At 68.1% G+C, this 19,764-nt stretch carries 22 protein-coding genes and 1 pseudogene; 7 read left to right on the top strand and 16 right to left on the bottom strand.

What is annotated here, in order from left to right; genetic code table 11:
* Positions 1-203 precede the first annotated feature (203 nt).
* A complete protein-coding gene (locus tag BKG60_RS00580) occupies positions 204-1,229 on the top strand; it encodes a PAS domain-containing protein (protein WP_070185941.1) in 1,026 nt (341 codons plus the stop codon).
* Here BKG60_RS00580 and BKG60_RS00585 read toward each other — a convergent pair.
* From BKG60_RS00585 to ssd, 7 genes and pseudogenes are all read right to left on the bottom strand, one after another.
* Positions 1,226-1,663 (bottom strand): Rv3654c family TadE-like protein, encoded by a 438-nt coding sequence (locus BKG60_RS00585; RefSeq protein WP_075909018.1) that lies wholly within the window; start codon positions 1,661-1,663, stop codon positions 1,226-1,228. The two genes, BKG60_RS00580 and BKG60_RS00585, sit on opposite strands and share 4 nt — an antisense overlap.
* Positions 1,569-1,889, bottom strand: a pseudogene (locus BKG60_RS00590) (TadE family type IV pilus minor pilin); the annotation flags it as partial. The pseudogene BKG60_RS00590 and the gene BKG60_RS00585, both read right to left, overlap by 95 nt.
* Before the next feature lie 2 nt (positions 1,890-1,891).
* A complete protein-coding gene (locus BKG60_RS00595; RefSeq protein ID WP_070185944.1) occupies positions 1,892-2,095 on the bottom strand; it encodes a DUF4244 domain-containing protein in 204 nt (67 codons plus the stop codon).
* Between the two features lie 27 nt (positions 2,096-2,122).
* Positions 2,123-2,713 carry a type II secretion system F family protein gene (locus tag BKG60_RS00600; RefSeq protein WP_070185945.1) on the bottom strand — a complete coding sequence of 197 codons (591 nt, stop codon included), beginning with the start codon at positions 2,711-2,713 and terminating at the stop codon, positions 2,123-2,125.
* The gene (locus tag BKG60_RS00605; protein ID WP_070943833.1) at positions 2,710-3,495 is read right to left on the bottom strand and encodes a type II secretion system F family protein; all 786 of its coding nucleotides are present in this window, start codon (positions 3,493-3,495) and stop codon (positions 2,710-2,712) included. Before BKG60_RS00605 ends, BKG60_RS00600 begins: the two co-directional genes overlap by 4 nt.
* Positions 3,492-4,667, bottom strand: coding sequence for a TadA family conjugal transfer-associated ATPase (locus BKG60_RS00610; protein WP_070943832.1), 1,176 nt, complete (start codon positions 4,665-4,667; stop codon positions 3,492-3,494). The genes BKG60_RS00605 and BKG60_RS00610 overlap by 4 nt, the downstream gene beginning before the upstream one ends.
* The gene (gene ssd / locus BKG60_RS00615; protein ID WP_070185948.1) at positions 4,664-5,740 is read right to left on the bottom strand and encodes a septum site-determining protein Ssd; all 1,077 of its coding nucleotides are present in this window, start codon (positions 5,738-5,740) and stop codon (positions 4,664-4,666) included. The genes BKG60_RS00610 and ssd overlap by 4 nt, the downstream gene beginning before the upstream one ends.
* A 422-nt stretch (positions 5,741-6,162) precedes the next feature.
* Between ssd and BKG60_RS00620 the strand changes: the two genes are divergently transcribed.
* Positions 6,163-7,020, top strand: coding sequence for an HAD-IB family hydrolase (locus tag BKG60_RS00620; protein ID WP_374243092.1), 858 nt, complete (start codon positions 6,163-6,165; stop codon positions 7,018-7,020).
* A 427-nt stretch (positions 7,021-7,447) separates the two neighbouring features.
* On the opposite strand, the gene BKG60_RS00625 is transcribed toward BKG60_RS00620, so the two are convergent.
* A complete protein-coding gene (locus BKG60_RS00625) occupies positions 7,448-8,191 on the bottom strand; it encodes a Fic family protein (RefSeq protein ID WP_070185950.1) in 744 nt (247 codons plus the stop codon).
* 126 nt (positions 8,192-8,317) lie between these two features.
* On the opposite strand from BKG60_RS00625, the gene acs reads away from it, so the two are divergent.
* Entirely contained in the window at positions 8,318-10,279 is a 1,962-nt protein-coding gene (gene acs, locus BKG60_RS00630; protein ID WP_070943831.1) for an acetate--CoA ligase, read from the top strand.
* A gap of 66 nt (positions 10,280-10,345) precedes the next feature.
* Here acs and BKG60_RS00635 read toward each other — a convergent pair whose 3' ends face one another.
* Positions 10,346-10,981, bottom strand: a complete 636-nt coding sequence (locus BKG60_RS00635) for a S1 family peptidase (RefSeq protein WP_110765174.1) — start codon at positions 10,979-10,981, stop codon at positions 10,346-10,348.
* 174 nt (positions 10,982-11,155) lie between these two features.
* Here BKG60_RS00635 and BKG60_RS00640 point away from each other — a divergent pair, with 174 nt between their 5' ends.
* Together BKG60_RS00640 and BKG60_RS00645 are read left to right on the top strand one after the other, a co-directional pair.
* Complete coding sequence (locus tag BKG60_RS00640; protein ID WP_070943944.1) at positions 11,156-11,662, top strand: phage holin family protein; 507 nt, start codon at positions 11,156-11,158, stop codon at positions 11,660-11,662.
* The gene (locus BKG60_RS00645; protein ID WP_070943830.1) at positions 11,662-12,669 is read left to right on the top strand and encodes an alpha/beta fold hydrolase; all 1,008 of its coding nucleotides are present in this window, start codon (positions 11,662-11,664) and stop codon (positions 12,667-12,669) included. Before BKG60_RS00640 ends, BKG60_RS00645 begins: the two co-directional genes overlap by 1 nt.
* A gap of 4 nt (positions 12,670-12,673) precedes the next feature.
* On the opposite strand, the gene marP is transcribed toward BKG60_RS00645, so the two are convergent.
* Genes marP through nth form a run of 4 tightly spaced genes read right to left on the bottom strand, consistent with a single transcriptional unit; the run spans position 12,674 to position 15,994 of the window.
* Complete coding sequence (gene marP / locus BKG60_RS00650; protein ID WP_070188780.1) at positions 12,674-13,864, bottom strand: acid resistance serine protease MarP; 1,191 nt, start codon at positions 13,862-13,864, stop codon at positions 12,674-12,676.
* A gap of 11 nt (positions 13,865-13,875) precedes the next feature.
* Complete coding sequence (locus tag BKG60_RS00655) at positions 13,876-14,652, bottom strand: NUDIX hydrolase (RefSeq protein ID WP_070943829.1); 777 nt, start codon at positions 14,650-14,652, stop codon at positions 13,876-13,878.
* Positions 14,653-14,663: 11 nt separating this feature from the next.
* The gene (locus BKG60_RS00660; protein ID WP_070188792.1) at positions 14,664-15,311 is read right to left on the bottom strand and encodes a TlpA family protein disulfide reductase; all 648 of its coding nucleotides are present in this window, start codon (positions 15,309-15,311) and stop codon (positions 14,664-14,666) included.
* A gap of 2 nt (positions 15,312-15,313) precedes the next feature.
* Positions 15,314-15,994 (bottom strand): endonuclease III, encoded by a 681-nt coding sequence (nth, locus tag BKG60_RS00665; RefSeq protein WP_070943828.1) that lies wholly within the window; start codon positions 15,992-15,994, stop codon positions 15,314-15,316.
* 505 nt (positions 15,995-16,499) lie between these two features.
* Between nth and crp the strand changes: the two genes are divergently transcribed.
* Positions 16,500-17,174, top strand: coding sequence for a cAMP-activated global transcriptional regulator CRP (crp, locus tag BKG60_RS00675; protein ID WP_003883807.1), 675 nt, complete (start codon positions 16,500-16,502; stop codon positions 17,172-17,174).
* 84 nt (positions 17,175-17,258) lie between these two features.
* Here crp and BKG60_RS00680 read toward each other — a convergent pair whose 3' ends face one another.
* The 3 genes from BKG60_RS00680 to sp36 are packed head-to-tail and all read right to left on the bottom strand — an operon-like array spanning position 17,259 to position 18,669.
* A complete protein-coding gene (locus tag BKG60_RS00680; RefSeq protein ID WP_070943827.1) occupies positions 17,259-18,059 on the bottom strand; it encodes an MBL fold metallo-hydrolase in 801 nt (266 codons plus the stop codon).
* On the bottom strand, positions 18,056-18,511 hold the full coding sequence (locus BKG60_RS00685; protein ID WP_070188784.1) for a RidA family protein: 456 nt from the start codon (positions 18,509-18,511) through the stop codon (positions 18,056-18,058). The genes BKG60_RS00680 and BKG60_RS00685 overlap by 4 nt, the downstream gene beginning before the upstream one ends.
* On the bottom strand, positions 18,508-18,669 hold the full coding sequence (gene sp36 / locus BKG60_RS31260) for a Sp36 family protein (RefSeq protein ID WP_075908995.1): 162 nt from the start codon (positions 18,667-18,669) through the stop codon (positions 18,508-18,510). Before sp36 ends, BKG60_RS00685 begins: the two co-directional genes overlap by 4 nt.
* Before the next feature lie 44 nt (positions 18,670-18,713).
* Between sp36 and bagA the strand changes: the two genes are divergently transcribed.
* Positions 18,714-19,745: an ATPase BagA gene (bagA, locus tag BKG60_RS00695; protein ID WP_171054868.1), complete on the top strand. Its 1,032-nt coding sequence runs from the start codon at positions 18,714-18,716 to the stop codon at positions 19,743-19,745.
* Positions 19,746-19,764: the final 19 nt, after the last annotated feature.

The following is a 19,764-nucleotide window of genomic DNA, read 5'->3' on the forward strand; positions in this document are numbered from 1 at the left end:
GCGATCCGTTCCCAATCCCGGAGGCCGGGCGCAGTGGCAAATTACGTGAACTCACCCATGTTTGCAACCCGACGGCCGCAGGGTTCGCCCACCCGCGACCGCGATCCGCAGTTTGCGGTACGGATTCCGTCGTCGTCAGCTCGTCGTCGGCTGCGCAGTCGGGTGTGCAGGTAGGTGGGCACTCCGCCGGTAAAATGCCGCACATGAACCACGACTGGCTGCTCGTGGAGACACTGGGGAGCGAGCCTGTGGTCGTCGCACGAGGTCTTCAGACAAAGAACCTCGTCCCGATCAGTGTGTTTCTGCGCCGAAATCCGCACCTGATGGCAATACAGAGCGCCATCAGGGAAACCGTGCAGGCCGGCCAGGGCCTCAGCACCATCACACCCAAGAATGACCGCGTAATCCGCACCGAGGTGGTGCGGATGTCCGACGGACACATCCACGGCGTGCACATCTGGATCGGGCCGCGCGACGCCGAACCGCCGCAACGCCCCGTTCCGGGCCCGCTGGTCTGGGATCTGACCGCAGGCGTGGCCACCGATACCCCTGAATCGCTGCTCAACAGCGGCATGAATCCGGAAACCGAAGCCACCCACGACCGGACGTTCGCCGACGACCTACCGGCGAAGTACCTCAACGGCACCGAGGCCAGGGTCCTGGCGATGACGATCAAGCCCGTCGTCGGCCACACCTTGTGCACCACCTGGGACGTCACCGACCACCACGGAGAACCCATCACCGTCGGATTCGTGGCCCGCGTCCTGCTGGAACCACAGGAAGACGGCTCCGAGAAACTGCTCTCCCGGGCGATGAACTGGCGCAGTGAACGGGAAGCGCCCGTCGAACAGCCCGACAGCCTGGCCCAGCGCATTCTCAACGGGCTGGCGCAACCCGGCGTACACCGGGCCCTGGTCGATCTGGCCAACTGGAAATTGTTGAAGTGGCTCGACGAGCCCGCACCGTTCTTCGACTGGCGTAACCGCGACGGCGGGCAGGCCCGCGTCCACCCGGCCGACGCCCGCCACATGGCCCGGATGACCACGGAGTTCTCGGGCGGTACCACCACCGCCGTGTTGCGGATGCGTGCCGAGGGTGGCGACTGGCGACCCGTACACATGACGATCAACCGGGTCGAGCTCGACGAGAACGTCTTCGCGGGGCTGATATCGATGCGGCTGCCCACCGACGACGAGGTTGCCGCGGCGGCCCTCGACCCCATCGACTAGATCGCGGCGTCCACCGGCCCAGCCCGGGCCGATGCTCGGGCCGGCCCGGCTCCCCAGCGCCCGAGGCGCACCGGGATCGTCACCTCGAGCACCACATCCAGCCCCTCGATCCGGCAGCTCGCGACGACCGACCGCATTCGAGCCGCGATTTCGGTGGCCTGCCGGCACGCCGCATCCGGGCCGGAAACCACAGCACCTGCAGCACCCAGGGCGGCCAGGTCCGCCGCGGCCTGAGCCCGGTGCCGGGCCGTCACCGCGGCGCCCAGGTATGCAGCGCCCGTGGCGAACGCGATCAGCATCGCGATCATGGCCGCGGCCAGCACGGTGGCCGATCCTCGCTCACCCGACGCCGGGCTCGCGAACCGCTGCCGCCTCGGCGGACAGCGTGAGCCTCGGCAACATCGTGCCTGCGCTGACCCGGGCCACCACCAAATCGCCGTCCCGGCCGACATGCACCACCGCACCCGATGGTGCGACCCGGCGAGCCGCGGCGGTGGCCGCCTCGCCCTCCCCACGTGCGGCCAGCCGGGCCGCTTCACGTGCCGCGTCGATACAGCGAATCTGCGTGCCCACCGCGCTGAGGCCGCCGACACACAACACCAGGACCGCCACCAGCGATGCGAGCGCAATCGCAGCCTCGACCGTGACCGCACCCCGGTCATCTAGACGTTGGTGTTCAACGCCCGGCTGATGATGTTGGTCAGCGCCGTGACGATCGAGTCCCCGGTGACCACGGTGTACAGGATCGCACCGAACGCCGCGGCGGCGATGGTGCCGATCGCGTACTCGACGGTACTCATCCCTGATTCGTCGAGCATCAGCAGTGCCGCCCTGGCGTTCGCACGCTGAATCATGTTTCCTGCCATGATCTTTCCTTCCTTTGCGGTGTGTGTTCACAACAGTCCTGAGCCCAGTACGTCGCCGGCCAGACCGACGACCACAGGTATGACACCCAGACACAGAAATGCCGGCAGGTAGCACAGCCCGAGCGGGCCGGCGACCAGAACCGAGGCACGTTCTGCCACCGCATCGGCGGACGTGGCGGCCTCGTGTCGCGTCTGGGCGGCCAGCTCCGCCACACCGTCGGCCAAGGCGCTGCCGGAAGCGGCGGACCGGCGGGCCAGACGCAACAGCGCCTCGGCGTTCTTATCCTGGGGCACAACAGCATTCCCGTCTTGACCGCCGGCCCACGCTCGTGCCGGATCGGCCCCGAGCGCCAGCAGTTCAGCCGCCCGGCGCAACAACGGCGCCAGCGACTGCGGAGCCGACGCGGTGACCGCCGCAGCTGCCGTGGACACAGCCAGGCCCGCGGACAGACACGCAGCGAACAGATCGAACGTCGAGGCGGCCGCGAGCGGCCCGTCTGCCGGTACCCGCTGGAGGTCAGAGCGCCGACGTGGCGTTGGCGCAGCACGGTTGCGCACCCGGACGGGATCGGATCCGACCAACAGAGCAGCGGCGAGAAACAATGCTGCCCAACTCATCTCAGCGCCCGTTCGGTGATCCGGTCCGACCACATCAAACCGGCGCAGGCCAGCAGGACTCCAACCACCAAAAGCGTGCCGCCGACATCCGTGCCGAAGAGGAACGCCAGGGGCCGCGCACCGATCAGCTGGCCCAGCGCCATCCCGGCGACCGGCAGTCCGGCGAGCACCGCCGCCGTTGCCCGTGGCCCGGCCATCGCCGCGTCGACGTGTGCGGAAAAGCGTTCGCGCTCGACGATGTCGCGCTGGGCCGTGCGCATCAGGGTGGCGATCGAGAGTCCGTGCGCGTGCGCCAAGCGCCAGCAGGCAGCGAGCCGTTCCCAGTGCACCGGAAGTTGTGAGGATTGCGCGACGTCGTCCAAACCGGCAGCGACGTCGGCTCCCAGACGGGCCCGGGCCGCCACCGCGCCCATGCCCTGACGCACCGGGCCGGAAACTTCACCGGCGGCGGTCGCGAAAGCTGTGACCGGGTGCACTCCGGTACGCAACTCACCGACCAACACGTCGAGGGCGGCCTGTAGTGCCGCGGATTCCCGCTGCCGTAGCCGCCGGGCGACACGGCGCCGGCGGCTTATCGCCACGGTGCCCGCCACGACCACCCCCGCCAGCGCGACCGGCAGCGGCATCAACCAGGCCAGAACGACACCAACGAGCACCACCGCCGGTGCCGCCCGCGCCCGCCGCCGGACCGGTGAATCCACCCGCCGCAGTGCTGCGGTCCGCCTGGGTGTGGCCGGCCAGAGCACAAGTGCGGCTGCCAATGCCAGGGCGCTCACGGTCACGATGCCCCGCGCCGGTCGACGAGCGCATTGAGAGCGTCTGCGCCACAACCAAATCCGGTATCGGCATGCCAGGCCGTCACGACCTCCAGATCCCCGCGGTCGTCCCGGCGCAGCACGGCGATCTCAGCGAGCCTGCGCCGCCCGGCGCCGTCACGGCCCACGTGCAACAGGACCTGCACGGCCGCGGCCAGTTGGCTGACCAGCGCGGCGCGGTCCAAGCCGCCGAGCGCGCCGAGGGCCTCCAGCCGGGCTGGCACCTCCGCCGGGCTGTTGGCGTGCACGGTACCGGCCCCGCCGTCGTGCCCGGTGTTCAGCGCCGCCAGCAGGTCCACCACCTCGGCCCCACGAACCTCACCGACGACGATCCGGTCCGGACGCATCCGCAATGCCTGACGCACCAGATCGCGCACAGTCACCTCGCCGACGCCTTCGACGTTGGCACCCCGAGCCACGAGCTTGACCAGATGTGGGTGCGGCGGCGCCAGTTCGGCGGCGTCCTCGACGCACACGATGCGTTCATGTCCCGGGACCGCGCCCAGCGCCGCAGCCAGCAGGGTGGTTTTCCCGCACCCTGTGCCGCCTGAGATCAGGAACGCCAGCCGAGCCCGGATGATCGCGTGCACGAGGTCGGCAGCTGGCGGTGGAATGGCCCCGGACCGCGTGAGGGTATCGAGATTCTGGGTGGCCGGACGCAAGACCCGCAGGGACAGGCAGGTACCCGCGGCCGCGACCGGCGGCAGCACGGCGTGCAATCGGACGGCGCACGGTCCGACGCCGGTGAGCTGACCATCCACCCACGGCTGCGCCTCGTCCAGCCGGCGTCCGGCCAGCAGCGCCAACCGCTGGGCCAGCCGGCGGACCGCGCCTTCATCGGGGAAACACACTGTGCTGCGGTGTAACCCACTGGCGTCGTCCACCCACACCGCGTCAGGGGCGGTCACCAGAACGTCAGTAGTGGTCGGCGCACACAGCAGCGGCTCGAGGAGGCCCGCTCCGGTCAGTTCGGTCTCCAGCAGCCGCAGATTGCTCAGCACCTCGGTGTCGCCGAGCAGGCCGCCGGACTCGGCGCGGATCGCCGCGGCCACCACACCGGGACTCAGGGCACCGTGGGTGGACGCCGATATCTCGGCCACGAGACGTTCCCGTACCCGGTCGATCAGCGATGCGCTCATGCGGCCCCCGCGTCCTGCGCAGGATGGGCCGCCAGCACCGAAAGCACCCGCCGCGCCGCCGAACCCAGTGGTGACCGGGACCGCACCCGCAACCCGCCGCGCTCCAACACCTCGGCGATGCCGGCCTGCGGTCGCATCGCGGCGAGCAGCGGCAGGTCGACGATGCGGGCCACCTCGGTTGCCCGCAGACCACCGGGTGACGGGCCTCGCACCACGACACCGGCATTCGGGTTGCAGGCCAGCACCCATGGCCGTGCGGCCGCCGCCGCGGTACATGACCGCACATCGGCGGGTGTCACCAAGACCACCAGATCGGCTGCATCCAAAGCGGTTTCGGCTGCCGGGGTACTGCGACGCGGGACATCGCACACGACCGTGACACCCCCGCGGCACCCGGCGTCGATGACGGCACCCAGCGGCCCCGCTTCGATATCGGTGCCCGAACGCCCGCTGGAGAGCACGCTGACCCCGTCCCGACGGGGCAGCGCGTCGCGCAGCGCCGGGTAACCCAGCCGGCCGCCCTGCAGCGCCAAGTCCGGCCAGCGCAAGCCGGGCAGGTCCTCACTGCCCGCGACCAGGTCGATCCCGCCGCTCCACGGATCCGCCTCGACCAACAGCGCGGTCGGTGCCGATTGCGCCAGCGCCACCGCGAACACCGATGCGCCCGCTCCCCCACGGGCACCGACCACCGCCACTACCGGACCACGGCCGGCGTCGTCGTGCCAGGCGGCTTCGGACAGGGCCGCCACCAGATCGGCGTCCTGGGCGGGAAGAGTCACGACATGTTGCGCGCCGACGGAGATCGCGGCCTGCCAATCGCGGGGTCGCGGGTCCTGGTGACCGACCAGGATGACCCGGGGGCGCCGGGGTAGCGCCCGGGCGGCGCAGCGCTGTGCGGCCGCGGCATCGAGCAGCACCGCCGACGCCGCGATCCACGCTTTCCGCCCAGCGGAGTCGTCGACGATGACGAGGCCGGCCCCGGCCGCGGCAGCCACCCGCGACACGTCTTCACGCAGCAGTGGATCACCGATCAGCGCCAGCACCGTGCCGGTCGCGGTGGAGTTCGGGGCCATGTCTTCACCCTGCGGGCAACCGCTGGGCCCCCGCCATCACCAATTCGCAGATTGTGGATGAACCGCGCGCTGTGGATGAACGGCGGTCCGCGAACGTACCGCACAGATCGAGTGAAAATACGGTTCCGCAACCAACGAGGTCGGGCCGCCGAGGATTCTTCCCCCAGAAAAGGGACGACCCCCGCCAGGGGGGGAGGAGGCGGAGGTCGTCGTGTATCAGCCCCGGGGGGTCGGGCTGATACACCCTCGGCATAAGCCGAGTAATGCTCACTATACACACGGAACTGCCAAAACATGCAAGAGACACCTGTGCGGGCTACCAAGCGGGAGGCCGGGAGCGATGTCCGGACGAATGTGTCTTGAACTGCCATTTTGGGTTGGCAGTCGGATATGGCGATGCACCTGCCTCTATGCTGGCGCTTGTGACCGCATCCGATCAGGCTGCCGGGGAGTTGAGCGCACAGCAATCCGGGCCGCAGGACGGTCGGCCAGTGCGCACCGCGGCCTTCTTCGACCTCGACAAAACCGTCATCGCCAAGTCCAGCACCCTCGCTTTCAGCAAACCCTTCTTCGACCAGGGATTGCTGAACCGGCGCACCGTCCTCAAGTCGACCTATGCCCAGTTCTTGTTCTTGATGTCAGGTGCCGACCACGACCAGATGGACCGGATGCGCAGCTATATCACCAACATGTGCACCGGCTGGGATGTCGAACAGGTCAAGTCGATCGTCGGCGAGACCTTGCACGACATCGTCGACCCGCTCGTGTTCGCCGAGGCGGCCGAGCTGATCGCCGACCACAAGCTGTGCGGCCGCGACGTCGTGGTGGTGTCGGCCTCGGGCGAGGAGATCGTGGCGCCGATCGCCAGAGCGCTGGGAGCCACCCACGCCATGGCCACCCGGATGGTGGTCGAACAGGGCCGCTACACCGGCGAGATCGCCTTCTACTGCTACGGCGAGGGCAAGGTCGCCGCGATCCGCGCCCTGGCCGCACGTGAGGGCTACGCCCTGGACCACTGCTACGCCTATTCGGACTCGATCACCGACATTCCGATGCTCGAATCCGTGGGGCACCCCACCGCGGTCAACCCTGATCGCGGACTCCGCAAGGAAGCCGCCTCCCGCGGCTGGCCCGTGTTGACCTTCACCAGGCCGGTGTCGCTGCGGGACCGGATTCCCGCGCCCTCCGGGGCCGCGGTGGCCACCACCGCAGCCGTCGGAATCAGCGCGTTGGCGGCGGGTGCACTGACGTATTCACTCCTGCGCCGCTTTACTTCCTGACCTACCGCACGTAGTAGCTGACACCGCGGCGTAACGATCAGAAGTCGGGGCATATTTCACCCTTGCTGTGACCGTGGTCACGTAGTACAAAGGAACCACGGAAGCTTGGATGAGGCCAAGGCTTAGCCGGAAGAGAAGGCTAAATCTCCCGAACCAGGCTCCCCAGCACGGGTCCCGGCACCCACGCGGAGCACATGCCGCGGAATAGGCAAAAGTGTTGCGGGCCTGCGTGATTGCGAAGAGCGGACGGCCACGACGGCCCTTTGGGTGGGGTTGCAGCCGAAGCGCATCGCAAGGACGCCGAGGCCACCCACGCAACCCACATTGGCACGCTTGGTAACCGGTATCCGTGCTAGCGGGCGACGAGCCGAACACGTTTCGGACCGTCGCCCGCTTTCGTTTGCTGAAAGCGTTTCGACCGGGAACCTCAACCTGCTGCGGACTGGGCGATCTGCAGCGCTTCCCGCGCGCCGCCCTTGAGTCCTTCACTGCTGAGCAGCAGCCATGCGGTGAGCCCGTCGGGCGTGCCCGAGGCGAATCCCCGTGCCGCAGCCCGGTACTCCCCCGACTTGCGCATCCAATGCACCTCGGGAACCCCGAGGCCGTGCGGGTCCAGGCCGCTGGCGATCGTCACGAGACGCGAGACCGCGCGGGCGACGACGCCGTCGGCAGTGCCGAACGGAGCCAGGCTGAGTAGTTCGCCGTGCCCGACGGCGGCCAGTACCGGGGCCGGAACCTTGGAGCCCCCGGCCAAGATCTCGGTCAGCAGCTCGAGGCGGCGACCGACGTCGGGATCGGTGCGTGGCCGGCCCAGGTGCTCATCGTCGGTGAGATCGGCAGCGGCCAGAGCGTGCAGCCGGGCCAATGCCTGCATCGGGGCTCGCTGCCATACCCCGACCAGCGCGGTGGCGCCGCCGTCGAGCGCCTCGGCCACCCGGATGGCACCGGCGGTCACCGGATCCGGTTCACCGTCGGCAGACCACTGCACGGCGCCGCCGTCGAGCACCGCCGAGGCCCGTGCCGCACGCAGGGCGGCTTCGGCCGCGGTCTGCGGCCAGCCCCGCAGATTGAACTTGTGTCGATGCGCCCGGCCCAGGGCTTCACGCGCCTCGTCGCTGGCCGCGGAAACACCGGGCAGATCGACCAGCGGTGCGAGTGGATCGGTCGTCATACCCCAGAACGCTAGCCGACCGCTGAACGTCTTCTCGCCGACCGTTGGGCGCATCTGGACCGCCGCCCGACAACCTCTTGTGAGCTCCCAACGCCGCTGCAACCTTTGGTGACTAGGCTCACACCCATGTCAAACGCGCCATCGACGCCTACCGAAGTTCCGTCAGCCTATCCGCCGCCTGCCGATTTCGCGGCCAACGCCAACGCGACGGGCGAGTTGTACGCCGAGGCCGAGAAAGACCGGCTGGCGTTCTGGTCCGCCCAGGCCGACCGCCTGAGCTGGCAGGCCCCGTTCACCGAGGTACTCGACTGGTCGGAGGCACCGTTCGCGAAGTGGTTCGTGGGCGGCAAGCTCAACGTCGCCTACAACTGCGTCGACCGCCACGTCGAGGCCGGCAACGGCGACCGGGTCGCGATTCACTGGGAGGGCGAGCCCGTCGGCGACGCCCGCGACATCACCTATGCCCAGCTCAAAGACGAGGTCTCCCAAGCCGCCAACGCGCTGAGCGCACTCGGCCTGACCGCCGGCGATCGGGTCGCCATCTACATGCCCATGGTGCCCGAGGCCATCGTGGCGATGCTGGCCTGCGCCCGTTTGGGCGCCATGCACAGTGTTGTTTTTGCGGGGTTCTCGGCCAGCGCACTCAAGGCCCGCGTGGAGGATGCCCAGGCCAAGCTCGTCATCACCACCGACGGCCAGTACCGCCGCGGCAAGGCCGCCTCCCTCAAGGACGCCGTCGACGAGGCCGTCTCCGATCAGCCCTCGGTCGAGCATGTGATGGTGGTCCGGCGCACCGGAATCGACGTGAACTGGACCGACGGCCGCGACCTGTGGTGGCACGAGACCGTCGACAAGGCGTCGACCGAGCACACCCCGCAGGCGTTCGACTCCGAGCAGCCGCTGTTCCTCCTGTACACCTCGGGCACCACCGGAAAGCCCAAGGGCATCGTGCACACCTCGGGCGGCTACCTCACTCAGTCGGCCTACACGCACTACAACGTCTTCGACCTCAAGCCCGAGACCGACGTGTACTGGTGCACCGCCGACATCGGCTGGGTGACCGGGCACACCTACATCGTCTACGGCCCGCTGGCCAACGGCGCCACCCAGGTGGTCTACGAAGGCACCCCCACCTCGCCGACCGAACATCGACACTTCGATATCATCGAAAAGTACGGTGTCACAATCTATTACACGGCGCCCACGCTGATCCGCACCTTCATGAAGCTGGGCCGGCAGATCCCCGCCGAGCACAACCTGTCCAGCCTGCGGCTGTTGGGCTCGGTCGGCGAGCCGATCAACCCCGAGGCCTGGCGCTGGTACCGGGAAGCCATCGGCGCGGGCAAGACTCCGATCGTGGACACCTGGTGGCAGACCGAGACCGGGGCCATCATGATTTCCCCGCTGCCCGGTGTCACCGCGGCCAAGCCGGGCTCGGCGATGACCCCGCTGCCCGGCATCTCGGCCAAGATCGTCGACGACGACGGCAACGAGCTGGTGCCCGGTGCCGATGAGGCCGAGCACGTCACCGGTTACCTGGTGCTGGACCAGCCGTGGCCGTCGATGCTGCGCGGCATCTGGGGCGACCCGCAGCGGTTCAAGGACACTTACTGGTCGCGCTTCGCCGAGCAGGGCTGGTACTTCGCCGGTGACGGCGCCCGCTACGACTCGGACGGCAACATCTGGGTGCTGGGTCGCATCGACGACGTCATGAACATCTCCGGACACCGCATTTCCACCGCCGAGGTGGAGTCCGCCCTGGTCGGGCACTCCGGGGTGGCCGAGGCGGCCGTGGTCGGCGCCAGCGACGACACCACGGGTCAGGCCATCTGCGCATTCGTCATCCTCAAGGCCAGCGCGCACGGCGGTGCCGCCACCATGATCGACGAACTGCGCGCCCAGGTGGCCACCGAGATCTCCCCGATCGCCAAGCCGCGCGAGATCCACGTGGTGCCCGAGCTGCCCAAGACCCGCAGCGGCAAGATCATGCGCCGGTTGCTGCGCGACGTGGCCGAGGGCCGCGAGCTCGGTGACACCTCAACCCTGGTCGACCCCAGCGTGTTCGAGGCGATCCGCGCCAGCAAGTAGTTCCGCCGTGCAGACGCAAACGTGCCCCTTTTCTTCGGAAGAGGGGCAGGTTTGTGTCTGCTCGGGCTAGGAAATCGGGACGAAACCCGTTCCCGGTCGGTTCTTGGCGGTGATGTCGGCCAACTGCGTGTTGAACGACATCGTCACGGCCGGGGTGTGCAGCGGCACGAACTTGACCACACAGGTCGGCAGTTCCTCGGTGTACGCGCCGTGGATCATGCCGACCAGCCGGTTGTTCACGGTGACCGGCGCCCCGGAGTCGCCGGGCTGACCGCAGACCTGGTTGACGATGGTGCCGGGGTCTTGTCCGGGCCCCCAGGTGACGCCGCACGAATAGCCTGTGGTGCGCCCCAGCTTGCAGGCGATCTCGCCGAATGCCGGGTCCGGGCCGAGCCCGTCGATCTGAAACCCGTTGACGTTGTTGGTCGGAGTCACCTTGGCCGGGTCGAACTGGATCACGGCGTAGTCGAGGTTGTCGTTGCCGGCCACCATCTTGCCCAGCACCCCGGCACCGTTGGCGCCTTCAGCCGACACCGTGGCACCTGGCCCGCCGCAGTGCGCCGAGGTGAATCCGATCAGGCGGCCGGCATTGTCGTGCCCGATCGTGGTGAGCGTGCAGAACGCATCGCCGTTGACCACGATGCCTGACCCGCCGCCGAGTACCACCGGTGGATCGGCATGCGCCGGAGCCGGAGTCAGCATCGCCGCCAGGGCGATGACCGGTGCGCCGATGAGCCACTGCCAGCGGTGTCTGCTCGTCAAGTGTCCTCCAATCGACGCGCCCGACCCGCGCAACTCAAGAATGCGGTCAGTCTACTAAGACGCGGATGTCGGCCGGGATCGTTAACGGGTTCGCCGCATGGCAACATGAACGCCATGAGCACAGGCGACCGCAGGGACGGCGTTCCGACGACGGTGACCTCGATTCCGCTCGTCGACCCGCATGCCCCCAAGCCGGACCCCTCGATCGGCGACCTGGTCAAGGACGCCACCGCGCAGGTCTCCACGCTGCTGCGGGCCGAGGTGGAGCTGGCCAAGGCCGAGATCACCCGGGATGTGAAGAAGGGCTTGACCGGCAGCGTGTTCTTCATCGCCGCGCTGGTGGTCCTGTTCTACTCGACCTTCTTTTTCTTCTTCTTCCTGGCCGAGCTGCTCGACACCTGGCTCTGGCGGTGGGTGGCCTTCCTGATCGTGTTCGGCCTCATGGTGCTGACCACGGGGGCGCTGGCGTTGTTCGGCTTCCTGAAGGTGCGACGCATCAAGGGTCCGCAGCAGACCATCGAATCGGTCAAGGAGACCCGCGAGGCGCTGACACCCGGCCACGACAAGGGCGCCATGCCTGCGGTCCCGGTCCGGCCGGCCACCGATCCGTCAGGCTGGTAATGCCCCCACCCGCCCCGTCGATCACCAGGATCGAGGGGCCATGGCGGCATCTGCAGGTGCATGCCAACGGCATCCGCTTCCATGTCGTGGAGGGCGAGAGCTCGCAGCCCGACCATGGGACCGAGGGCGAGAGCTCGCAGCCCGACCATGGGACCGAGGGCGAGAGCTCGCAGCCCGACCCGGCGGATCGGCCGCTGGTCATCCTGCTGCACGGGTTCGGCTCGTTCTGGTGGTCGTGGCGTCACCAACTCACCGCGCTGACCGGTGCCCGGGTCGTGGCAGTCGACCTGCGCGGCTATGGCGACAGCGACAAACCACCGCGAGGTTATGACGGCTGGACCCTGGCCGGGGACACCGCCGGACTGGTGCGCGCGTTGGGCCACAAGACCGCGACGCTGGTCGGTCATGCCGACGGCGGCCTGGTGTGTTGGGCGACTGCGGTCCTGCACCCTCGTGTGGTCAACGCGATCGCCCTAGTCAGCTCACCGCACCCGGTGGCGCTGCGGACCGCCACCTTGAGCCGCCGTGACCAGGGTCGAGCCTTGTTGCCGTCGATGTTGCGCTACCAGTTGCCCGTCTGGCCCGAGCACGCGCTGACCCGCCACGACGGCGCCGAGTTGGAACGCCTGGTCCGGAGCCGGGCGGGGGCCGAATGGCAGGGCACTCACGACTTCTCCGAAACCATGAGCCATCTGCGTCAGGCCATCCAGATTCCCGGAGCCGCGCACTGCGCCCTCGAATACCAGCGGTGGGCGGTGCGCAGCCAGCTACGCAGTGAGGGCCTGCGGTTCATGCGTTCGATGAAGCGTCCGATCAGCGTGCCGGTGTTACACATGCGTGGCGACGCCGACCCTTATGTGCTCACCGATCCGGTGCACCGGACCCAACGCTATGTGCCGCACGGCCGCTACGTATCGATCACGGGTGCAGGGCATTTCGGCCACGAAGAACAGCCCGGAGCGGTCAATGAGCAGCTGAACCGGTTCTTGGCCCAGCTGAATGCCTAGCTGATCAGGAGTTGATGCAGGTTCCGGTCGCCACCCGCTGGGTGTTGCCGACCTTGGCCAACTGGTGCTCGACTTCCTTGGCGGTCAGCACGAACCCGGTATCGGCGTCGTCGACTGCCGCGCCGAACACCACGCCGAGCACCTTGCCGGCCCGGTTGATCATCGGCCCACCGGAATTGCCTTGCCGCACCGTGCCCCTCACCGTGTAAACCTCGCGGGTGACGGTGGCGGTCCGGTAGATGTCAGGCCCGTTGAGCTCGATGATCTCGCGCACGCGCGCCGGGGTGGCAAGGAAGTCACCGCCGCCCGGGTAGCCCATCACCACCGCGTCGGTGCCCTTCGGCGCCGGTTGTTCGGCAAACTGCAGAGGGGTGATCGGCAGGTCCGGCACGTCGAGGATCGAGATGTCGGCGTTGGGGTCGTACGACACCACGCCCGCGTCGTAGGTCTGGCCGTCGGCTTCGATGGTCACGCTGTCTGCACCGGCCACCACGTGGGCATTGGACATCACGCGGTTGGGCGCGATCACGAACCCGCTGCCCTCCAACACCTTCTGGCAGCTCGGCGCGACGCCACGGATCTTGACCACGCTCGCGCGGCTCGTCGTCACCACGGGATCGATGGCCAGCGAGGCATCCGGGGCGTCGACGTTGACGATCGGGGTGCGACCGAAGGGTTCGAGCACATCGGGCAGCCCCGAGGTGTCCAGCAGGGTCGACAACCGGTTGGGCACCGAGCGCATCCAGTCCGGCGCCACCTTGTCGACTTCGGTCAATACACGCGAATTCTTTACTGCGGCAGCAAGGTTCGGCTGATCAGCGGAGGTCAGCAGGCTGCCCAACAGCCAGGACGCGACCAGCACGGCGACCAGCATCAGGCTGACTCCGACCACCGAGTCCAGCGCGCGGAACAGCGGGTTGCGGATGGTGCCGCGGACGGCACGGCCCAGCACCACACCGGCGATCTCACCGATCACCACGAGCGCGAGGATCAGGAACAGCGTCGCGAACAGCTTGGTGCGGTCACCACTGATGTGCGGGATGACGTGCGGCGCCAACAGCACGCCCGCGACAGCGCCGAGCACCACACCGATGAACGACAGCAGGGAGCCGAGCGCGCCCGAGCGCCAGCCTGAGATGGCTGCGACGAAGCCGATGCCGAGGATTGCGAAATCGAGCCAGACCGAGGGTGTCATCTATATCCACTTCAACATGGGGCTTCACCGTAACCGTTGTCATGCCCGACGAGGGCCATTGCGTCATCGAGTCCGCGGACGTCCTCGGTGTTCCACGGCTTGGCCCAGCCCGCGACGTCGAGGATCGCCGAGATGACCTGGCCGGTGAAACCCCACACCAGCATCTCGTTGAGCAAGAAGGCCGGGCCGGCGAATCGGCTGGTGTTGGCCTCCCGGTAGACCATGAGGCGGTTCTCCGGGTTGATGAAGGCCCGCACCGGAACTCGCGCCACGACGGCGGTCTCGGATTCGTTGACGACGGCCACCGGGCCCGGGTCCGGCGAATACGCCAGCACGGGGACGACGTGGAACCCCGAGGGCGGGATGAACATCTTCTCCATGGTGGCCAGCGGGTACAGCCGGCTGGTGTCGATACCGGTCTCCTCCCACGCCTCGCGGAAGGCCGTGCCGACCGGCCCTTCGTCACCGGGATCGGCGGCGCCGCCGGGGAACGCGGCCTGGCCGGCATGGTGGCGCAGGGACGAGGCGCGGACCGTCACCAGCAGGTCGGTCTCCTCGGGCGGGGTCGGGGGTGCACCGTCGGTCGGACCCGAGAACAACACGAGGACTGCGGCGTCGCGCCGGGCACCCGCGAGGGCGGCCTGATTGTTGGCTTCGACGATGCCGGCCAGCACCTCGGGGGGTACCCGCCGACGGTAAGCGTCCGGTACCCGGTCTAGGTTGTCGACCAGTGGCTTGAGCCAGGCCGGGGCGGCATCCGGGAACAGCCCGTCGCGCGTCGATCTCACCCCGGATGCTCCTATCGGCTAGAGCGGATCTTCTCGTCGACCGCCGCCGCGATCTCGTCGGCGCTGACGAACGAGCGGGGCAGGGTCCCGGCCACGCTACCGTCCGCGCGCAGGACCACCGTCGCAGGCATGACGTTGGGCACCTTGAGCGCGGCCGCGACCAGCCGCCGGCCGTCCTGCAGCGTCGGCAGCCGCACTCCGAGTTCGGCCAGCCGCACGAGCGCCGCCGTCTCGTTCTCGTCCTGATGCACGGTCACCACCAGCACATCGTCACCGACCCGGCGTTGGTACTCGGCCATCGCCGGCAGCTCGTCGGCGCACGGCCCACACCAGTATGCCCAGAGGTTGAGCACGACGGTCCGGCCGGCGAGTGCGGATGCCACGTCGACGGGTTTTCCGTCGCCCGCGCAGTCCAGGGTGATGCCACGCAACGCCGCGGGACCTTCTCCTTTCCCGGGCGCGGGGCACGGCGGCAGATCGGCCCGGGCCCGGGGGCCGGCCAAGGCCTCGGGGGTGTCGGCGTCGCGGTGGTCGCGCGATGTGGACTGCCCCGCCTCGGCCTGCGGTGCCGGCTCGTCGCGCAGCTCCATCCAGAATGCGGTGCCCAGCGCCACCAGGATCACCAGGACCACCACGGTCCAGCGCGCGGAAACGCTCACCTTCACAGGCCGGCCAGCGCCAGCAGATGCTCGGTCTCGGGGCCTTTGACCAGGGCGGCAGCGGTCTCCGGGTCGGTGGGTCCGAGCCCGAACGACGGGCAGTCCTTGGCCAACACACACACCCCGCAGGCGGGCTTGCGGGCATGGCAGACGCGGCGGCCGTGGAAGATCACCCGGTGGCTGAGCAGGGTCCACTCTTTGCGTTCGATCAGCTCGCCGACGGCGAACTCGACCTTGACCGGATCCTCCTCGGCCGTCCACCGCCAGCGCCGCACCAGCCGCCCGAAGTGCGTGTCGACGGTGATTCCCGGGATGTCGAAGGCATTGCCGAGGATGACATTGGCGGTCTTGCGCCCCACCCCGGGAAGCGTGACCAGGTCATCGAGGGTGGCGGGCACCTCGCCGTCGAACCGGGCGACCAGTTCCTGGCCCAGCCGGATCAGCGAGTTGGTCTTGTTCCGGTAGAACCCGGTCGGCCGGATCAGCTCCTCCATCTCGGTGCGATCGGCCTGCGCGTAGTCCAGCGCGGTGCGGTATTTGAGAAACAGCGCGGGCGTGGTCAGGTTCACCCGCTTGTCGGTGCTCTGCGCCGACAGGATGGTCGCCACCGTGAGCTCCAGCGGGTTGGTGAAGTCGAGTTCGCAGTACACGTGCGGAAAAGCCCGGGCCAGTTCACGATTCATCCGTCGAGCCCGACGGACCAGGCCCAGGTGGGTTTCGGAGTCCCACTTCTTGGACCGGCGCGTCTTCCCTGTCGGGGCGGCAGCCTCAGTCACGACAATCAGCGTACTGACCTCGACAGACAATCTCCTGCGCGGACCGGTGATGATTCGTGACCCCACTGAGACCTACGCCGTGTTAACTACTGCGTTGTGTCGTGGTTGCTGGTAGCACTCATCCCGGGGTTGCTCATGCTGGCGGCGGTTGGGCTCGAGCGACTCGAATCGGGTTTGGCCCGAGAGCCCGCCCCGGCCGCCCTCCCGCCGAGGGTCAAGCCGGTGACGATCGACCTCGATACTGAGCGTTTGCCGACGCGCTACTACGAACCGCAGGCCATAAATACCGGGTTTCCTGCGTCTCGACCTGTCAATCGTGTGTAGCGTGAGCTAGTCGCGAAACCGCGTACCTCTAGACTGAGCAGGAAGTATCAGTAAGAGGACAACACCACCCAATAGCTTAAGGGGCAACGTGGACGAGATCCTGGCCAGGGCCGGAATCTTCCAGGGCGTCGAACCGACCGCCGTTTCGGCGCTGACGAAGCAGTTGCAGCCCGTCGACTTCCCGCGCGGGCATACGGTCTTCGCCGAAGGCGAGCCCGGCGACCGCCTGTACATCATCATTTCCGGCAAGGTGAAGATCGGCCGCCGTTCGCCTGACGGCCGGGAGAACCTGCTGACCATCATGGGTCCGTCGGACATGTTCGGCGAGCTGTCGATCTTCGACCCGGGGCCCCGCACCTCGAGCGCCACCACCATCACCGAGGTGCGCGCGGTGTCGATGGACCGTGACGCGTTGCGCGCGTGGATCGCCGACCGTCCGGAGATCGCCGAACAGCTGCTGCGCGTGCTCGCTCGCCGTCTGCGTCGCACCAACAACAACCTGGCCGACCTGATCTTCACCGACGTTCCAGGCCGGGTTGCCAAGCAGCTGCTGCAGCTGGCCCAGCGGTTCGGAACCCAGGAGGGCGGGGCGCTGCGGGTCACGCACGATCTGACGCAGGAAGAGATCGCCCAGCTCGTCGGCGCGTCCCGCGAGACCGTCAACAAGGCGCTGGCCGATTTCGCCCACCGCGGCTGGATCCGGCTGGAGGGCAAGAGCGTGTTGATCAGCGACTCGGAGCGTCTGGCGCGCCGCGCACGATAGCGCCCGCCAACTACGCCGAAACGGCATTCCGACAGCGGTTGTTCGAGTAACCAGCTGTCGGAATGCCGTTTCGGCGTTTTCGGGTCAGGCCCGCAGGTAGTCCAGTTGAGCTTGAACGCTCTTTTCGGCGGCATCCCAGAGTTTCTGGTCGACGTCGGTATAGACATGCTCGACCACCTGCCGCGCCCCGGCGTCGTCCCCTAGTTCGGCCAGCGCCGCCCGCACCTGATCCAACCGCTCCTCGCGGTGGGCCAGATACATCGCGGTCACTGCGCGCAGATCGGGAAGGTCCGGTCCGTGCCCGGGAAGCACCACACGGGGGCCGAGGCCTTGCAGCCGGCGCAGCGATTCCAGATAGTCACGCAGGCTGCCGTCCTCGGTGTCGATGACGGTGGTACCGCGGCCCAGCACGGTGTCTGCGGTCAGTACCGCATCGTCGACCACGAACGACAACGAATCGACGGTGTGCCCTGGAGTGGCCATCACCTTGATCCGTAAGCCGGCGGCATCGATCACCTCGCCGTCGGTCAACGGGCCGCCGAGGCCGCGCAGGAATCCGCTGCCGACCGACCGCACCACCGCGCCGGTGGCATCGACCAGCTTGTCGATTCCGCCGGTGTGGTCCTCGTGCTTGTGGCTGATCAAGACCAACGCCACGGTGCCCAGGTCGGCGATGCGGGCGATGTGCGCCTCGTCATCGGGTCCGGGGTCCACGACGACGATCTCGTCGCTGTTCGGGGCGCGCAGGATCCAGGTGTTGGTGCCCTCGAGCGTCATCAGCCCCGGGTTGTCGCACAGGAGCACCGAGGCCGAAACCGTGTCGGTTTCGACGACGGGCCGCAGCAGCCCGTACGCCGGGTGCTGCAGGCTCGCCCCAGAGGTCACGAAACCTCGACGATGATCTCGACTTCGACCGGCGCGTTGCGCGGCAGCTCCGACACGCCCACGGCCGAACGGGCGTGCGCACCCGCGTCACCGAAGATCTCACCGAACAATTCCGAGGCGCCGTTGATGACGCCGGGTTGCCCGCTGAATCCGGAGGCCGACGCCACGAACCCGACCACCTTGACCACCCTGACCACGGAGTCGATGCCCACCAACGCGTGCACTGCGGCCAGCGCGTTGAGACCGCAGATCCGGGCGAGTTCCTTGCCCTGCTCCGGGCTGATCTCGGCGCCGACCTTGCCCGCGGCCTGCAACTCGCCGCCCTGGATCGGCAGTTGACCAGCGGTATAAACCAAGTTGCCGGTCCGGACCGCGGGCACGTAGGCCGCCAGCGGCGCGACCACGTCGGGCAATTCGATGCCGAGTTCGGTCAGCCGTGCGCCTACGGTCATTTCGGCCGCTTCAGGTACGCGACGTGCTGCTCGCCGGTCGGCCCGGGAAGCACGGAGACCAGCTCCCAGCCGTCCTGTCCCCACTGGTCGAGAATCTGTTTGGTGGCGTGGGTCAACAACGGCACCGTGGCGTATTCCCACCGGGTTGGTTCACTCATGGCCCGAGCCTATCGGTCGAACACTCAGGCTTGGTTAGCATGCACTGGTGGCAACCACTGAGAGCGGCGCCAAACACGTCGGCTGGCCGTCGCGGCTGACCAAAGCCCGGCTGCACTTCGTTTCCGGAAAGGGCGGCACCGGCAAGTCCACCGTCGCCGCAGCACTGGCCCTGGCCCTGGCCGCCGGGGGCCGCAAGGTGCTGCTGGTCGAAGTGGAGGAACGCCAGGGCATCGCCCAGCTGTTCGACGTGCCGCCACTGCCGTACGAAGAAGTCAAGGTCGCCACCGCCGACGGTGGCGGTCAGGTCAACGCGCTCGCGATCGACATCGAGGCCGCGTTCCTGGAATACCTCGACATGTTCTACAACCTCGGCATCGCCGGTCGGGCCATGCGCCGCATCGGCGCCATCGAGTTCGCCACCACCATCGCACCCGGTCTGCGTGACGTGTTGCTCACCGGCAAGATCAAAGAGATCGTGACCCGCGAGAAAAAGGACGCCAAGGGCAAGCGTGGTGTCTACGACGCCGTGGTGGTGGATTCTCCTCCCACGGGCCGTATTCCGCGTTTTCTGGATGTCACCAAGGCGGTCTCCGACCTGGCCAAGGGCGGGCCGGTGCACTCGCAGGCCGATGGCGTGGTCAAGCTGCTGCATTCCGAGCAGACCGCCATCCACCTGGTGACGCTGCTGGAAGCCCTGCCGATCCAGGAGACGCTGGAGGCGATCGACGAGCTCACCGAGATGGGGCTGCCGATCGGAAGCGTCATCGTCAACCGCAACATCCCGGCGTACCTGCCCGCCGAGGATCTGTCCAAGGCCGCCGAGGGCGACATCGACGCCGACACCGTCCGCGCGGGCCTGGCCAAGGTTGGAATCACGTTGACGGACAACGATTTCGCCGGTTTACTCACCGAGTCGATCCAGCACGCCACCCGAATCGCGGCCCGCGCCGAAAGCGCCGAACTGCTCGACGCCATCGACATCCCCCGCCTCGAGTTGCCGGCGTTGACCGACGGTGTCGATCTGGGCAGCCTGTATGAACTTGCCGAAGCACTCGAAGCGCAAGGGGTGCGTTAGCGATGAGCGCTTGCGCGAA

Origin of the sequence: Mycobacterium syngnathidarum (genome assembly GCF_001942625.1) — a bacterium.
Lineage (GTDB): Bacteria > Actinomycetota > Actinomycetes > Mycobacteriales > Mycobacteriaceae > Mycobacterium > Mycobacterium syngnathidarum.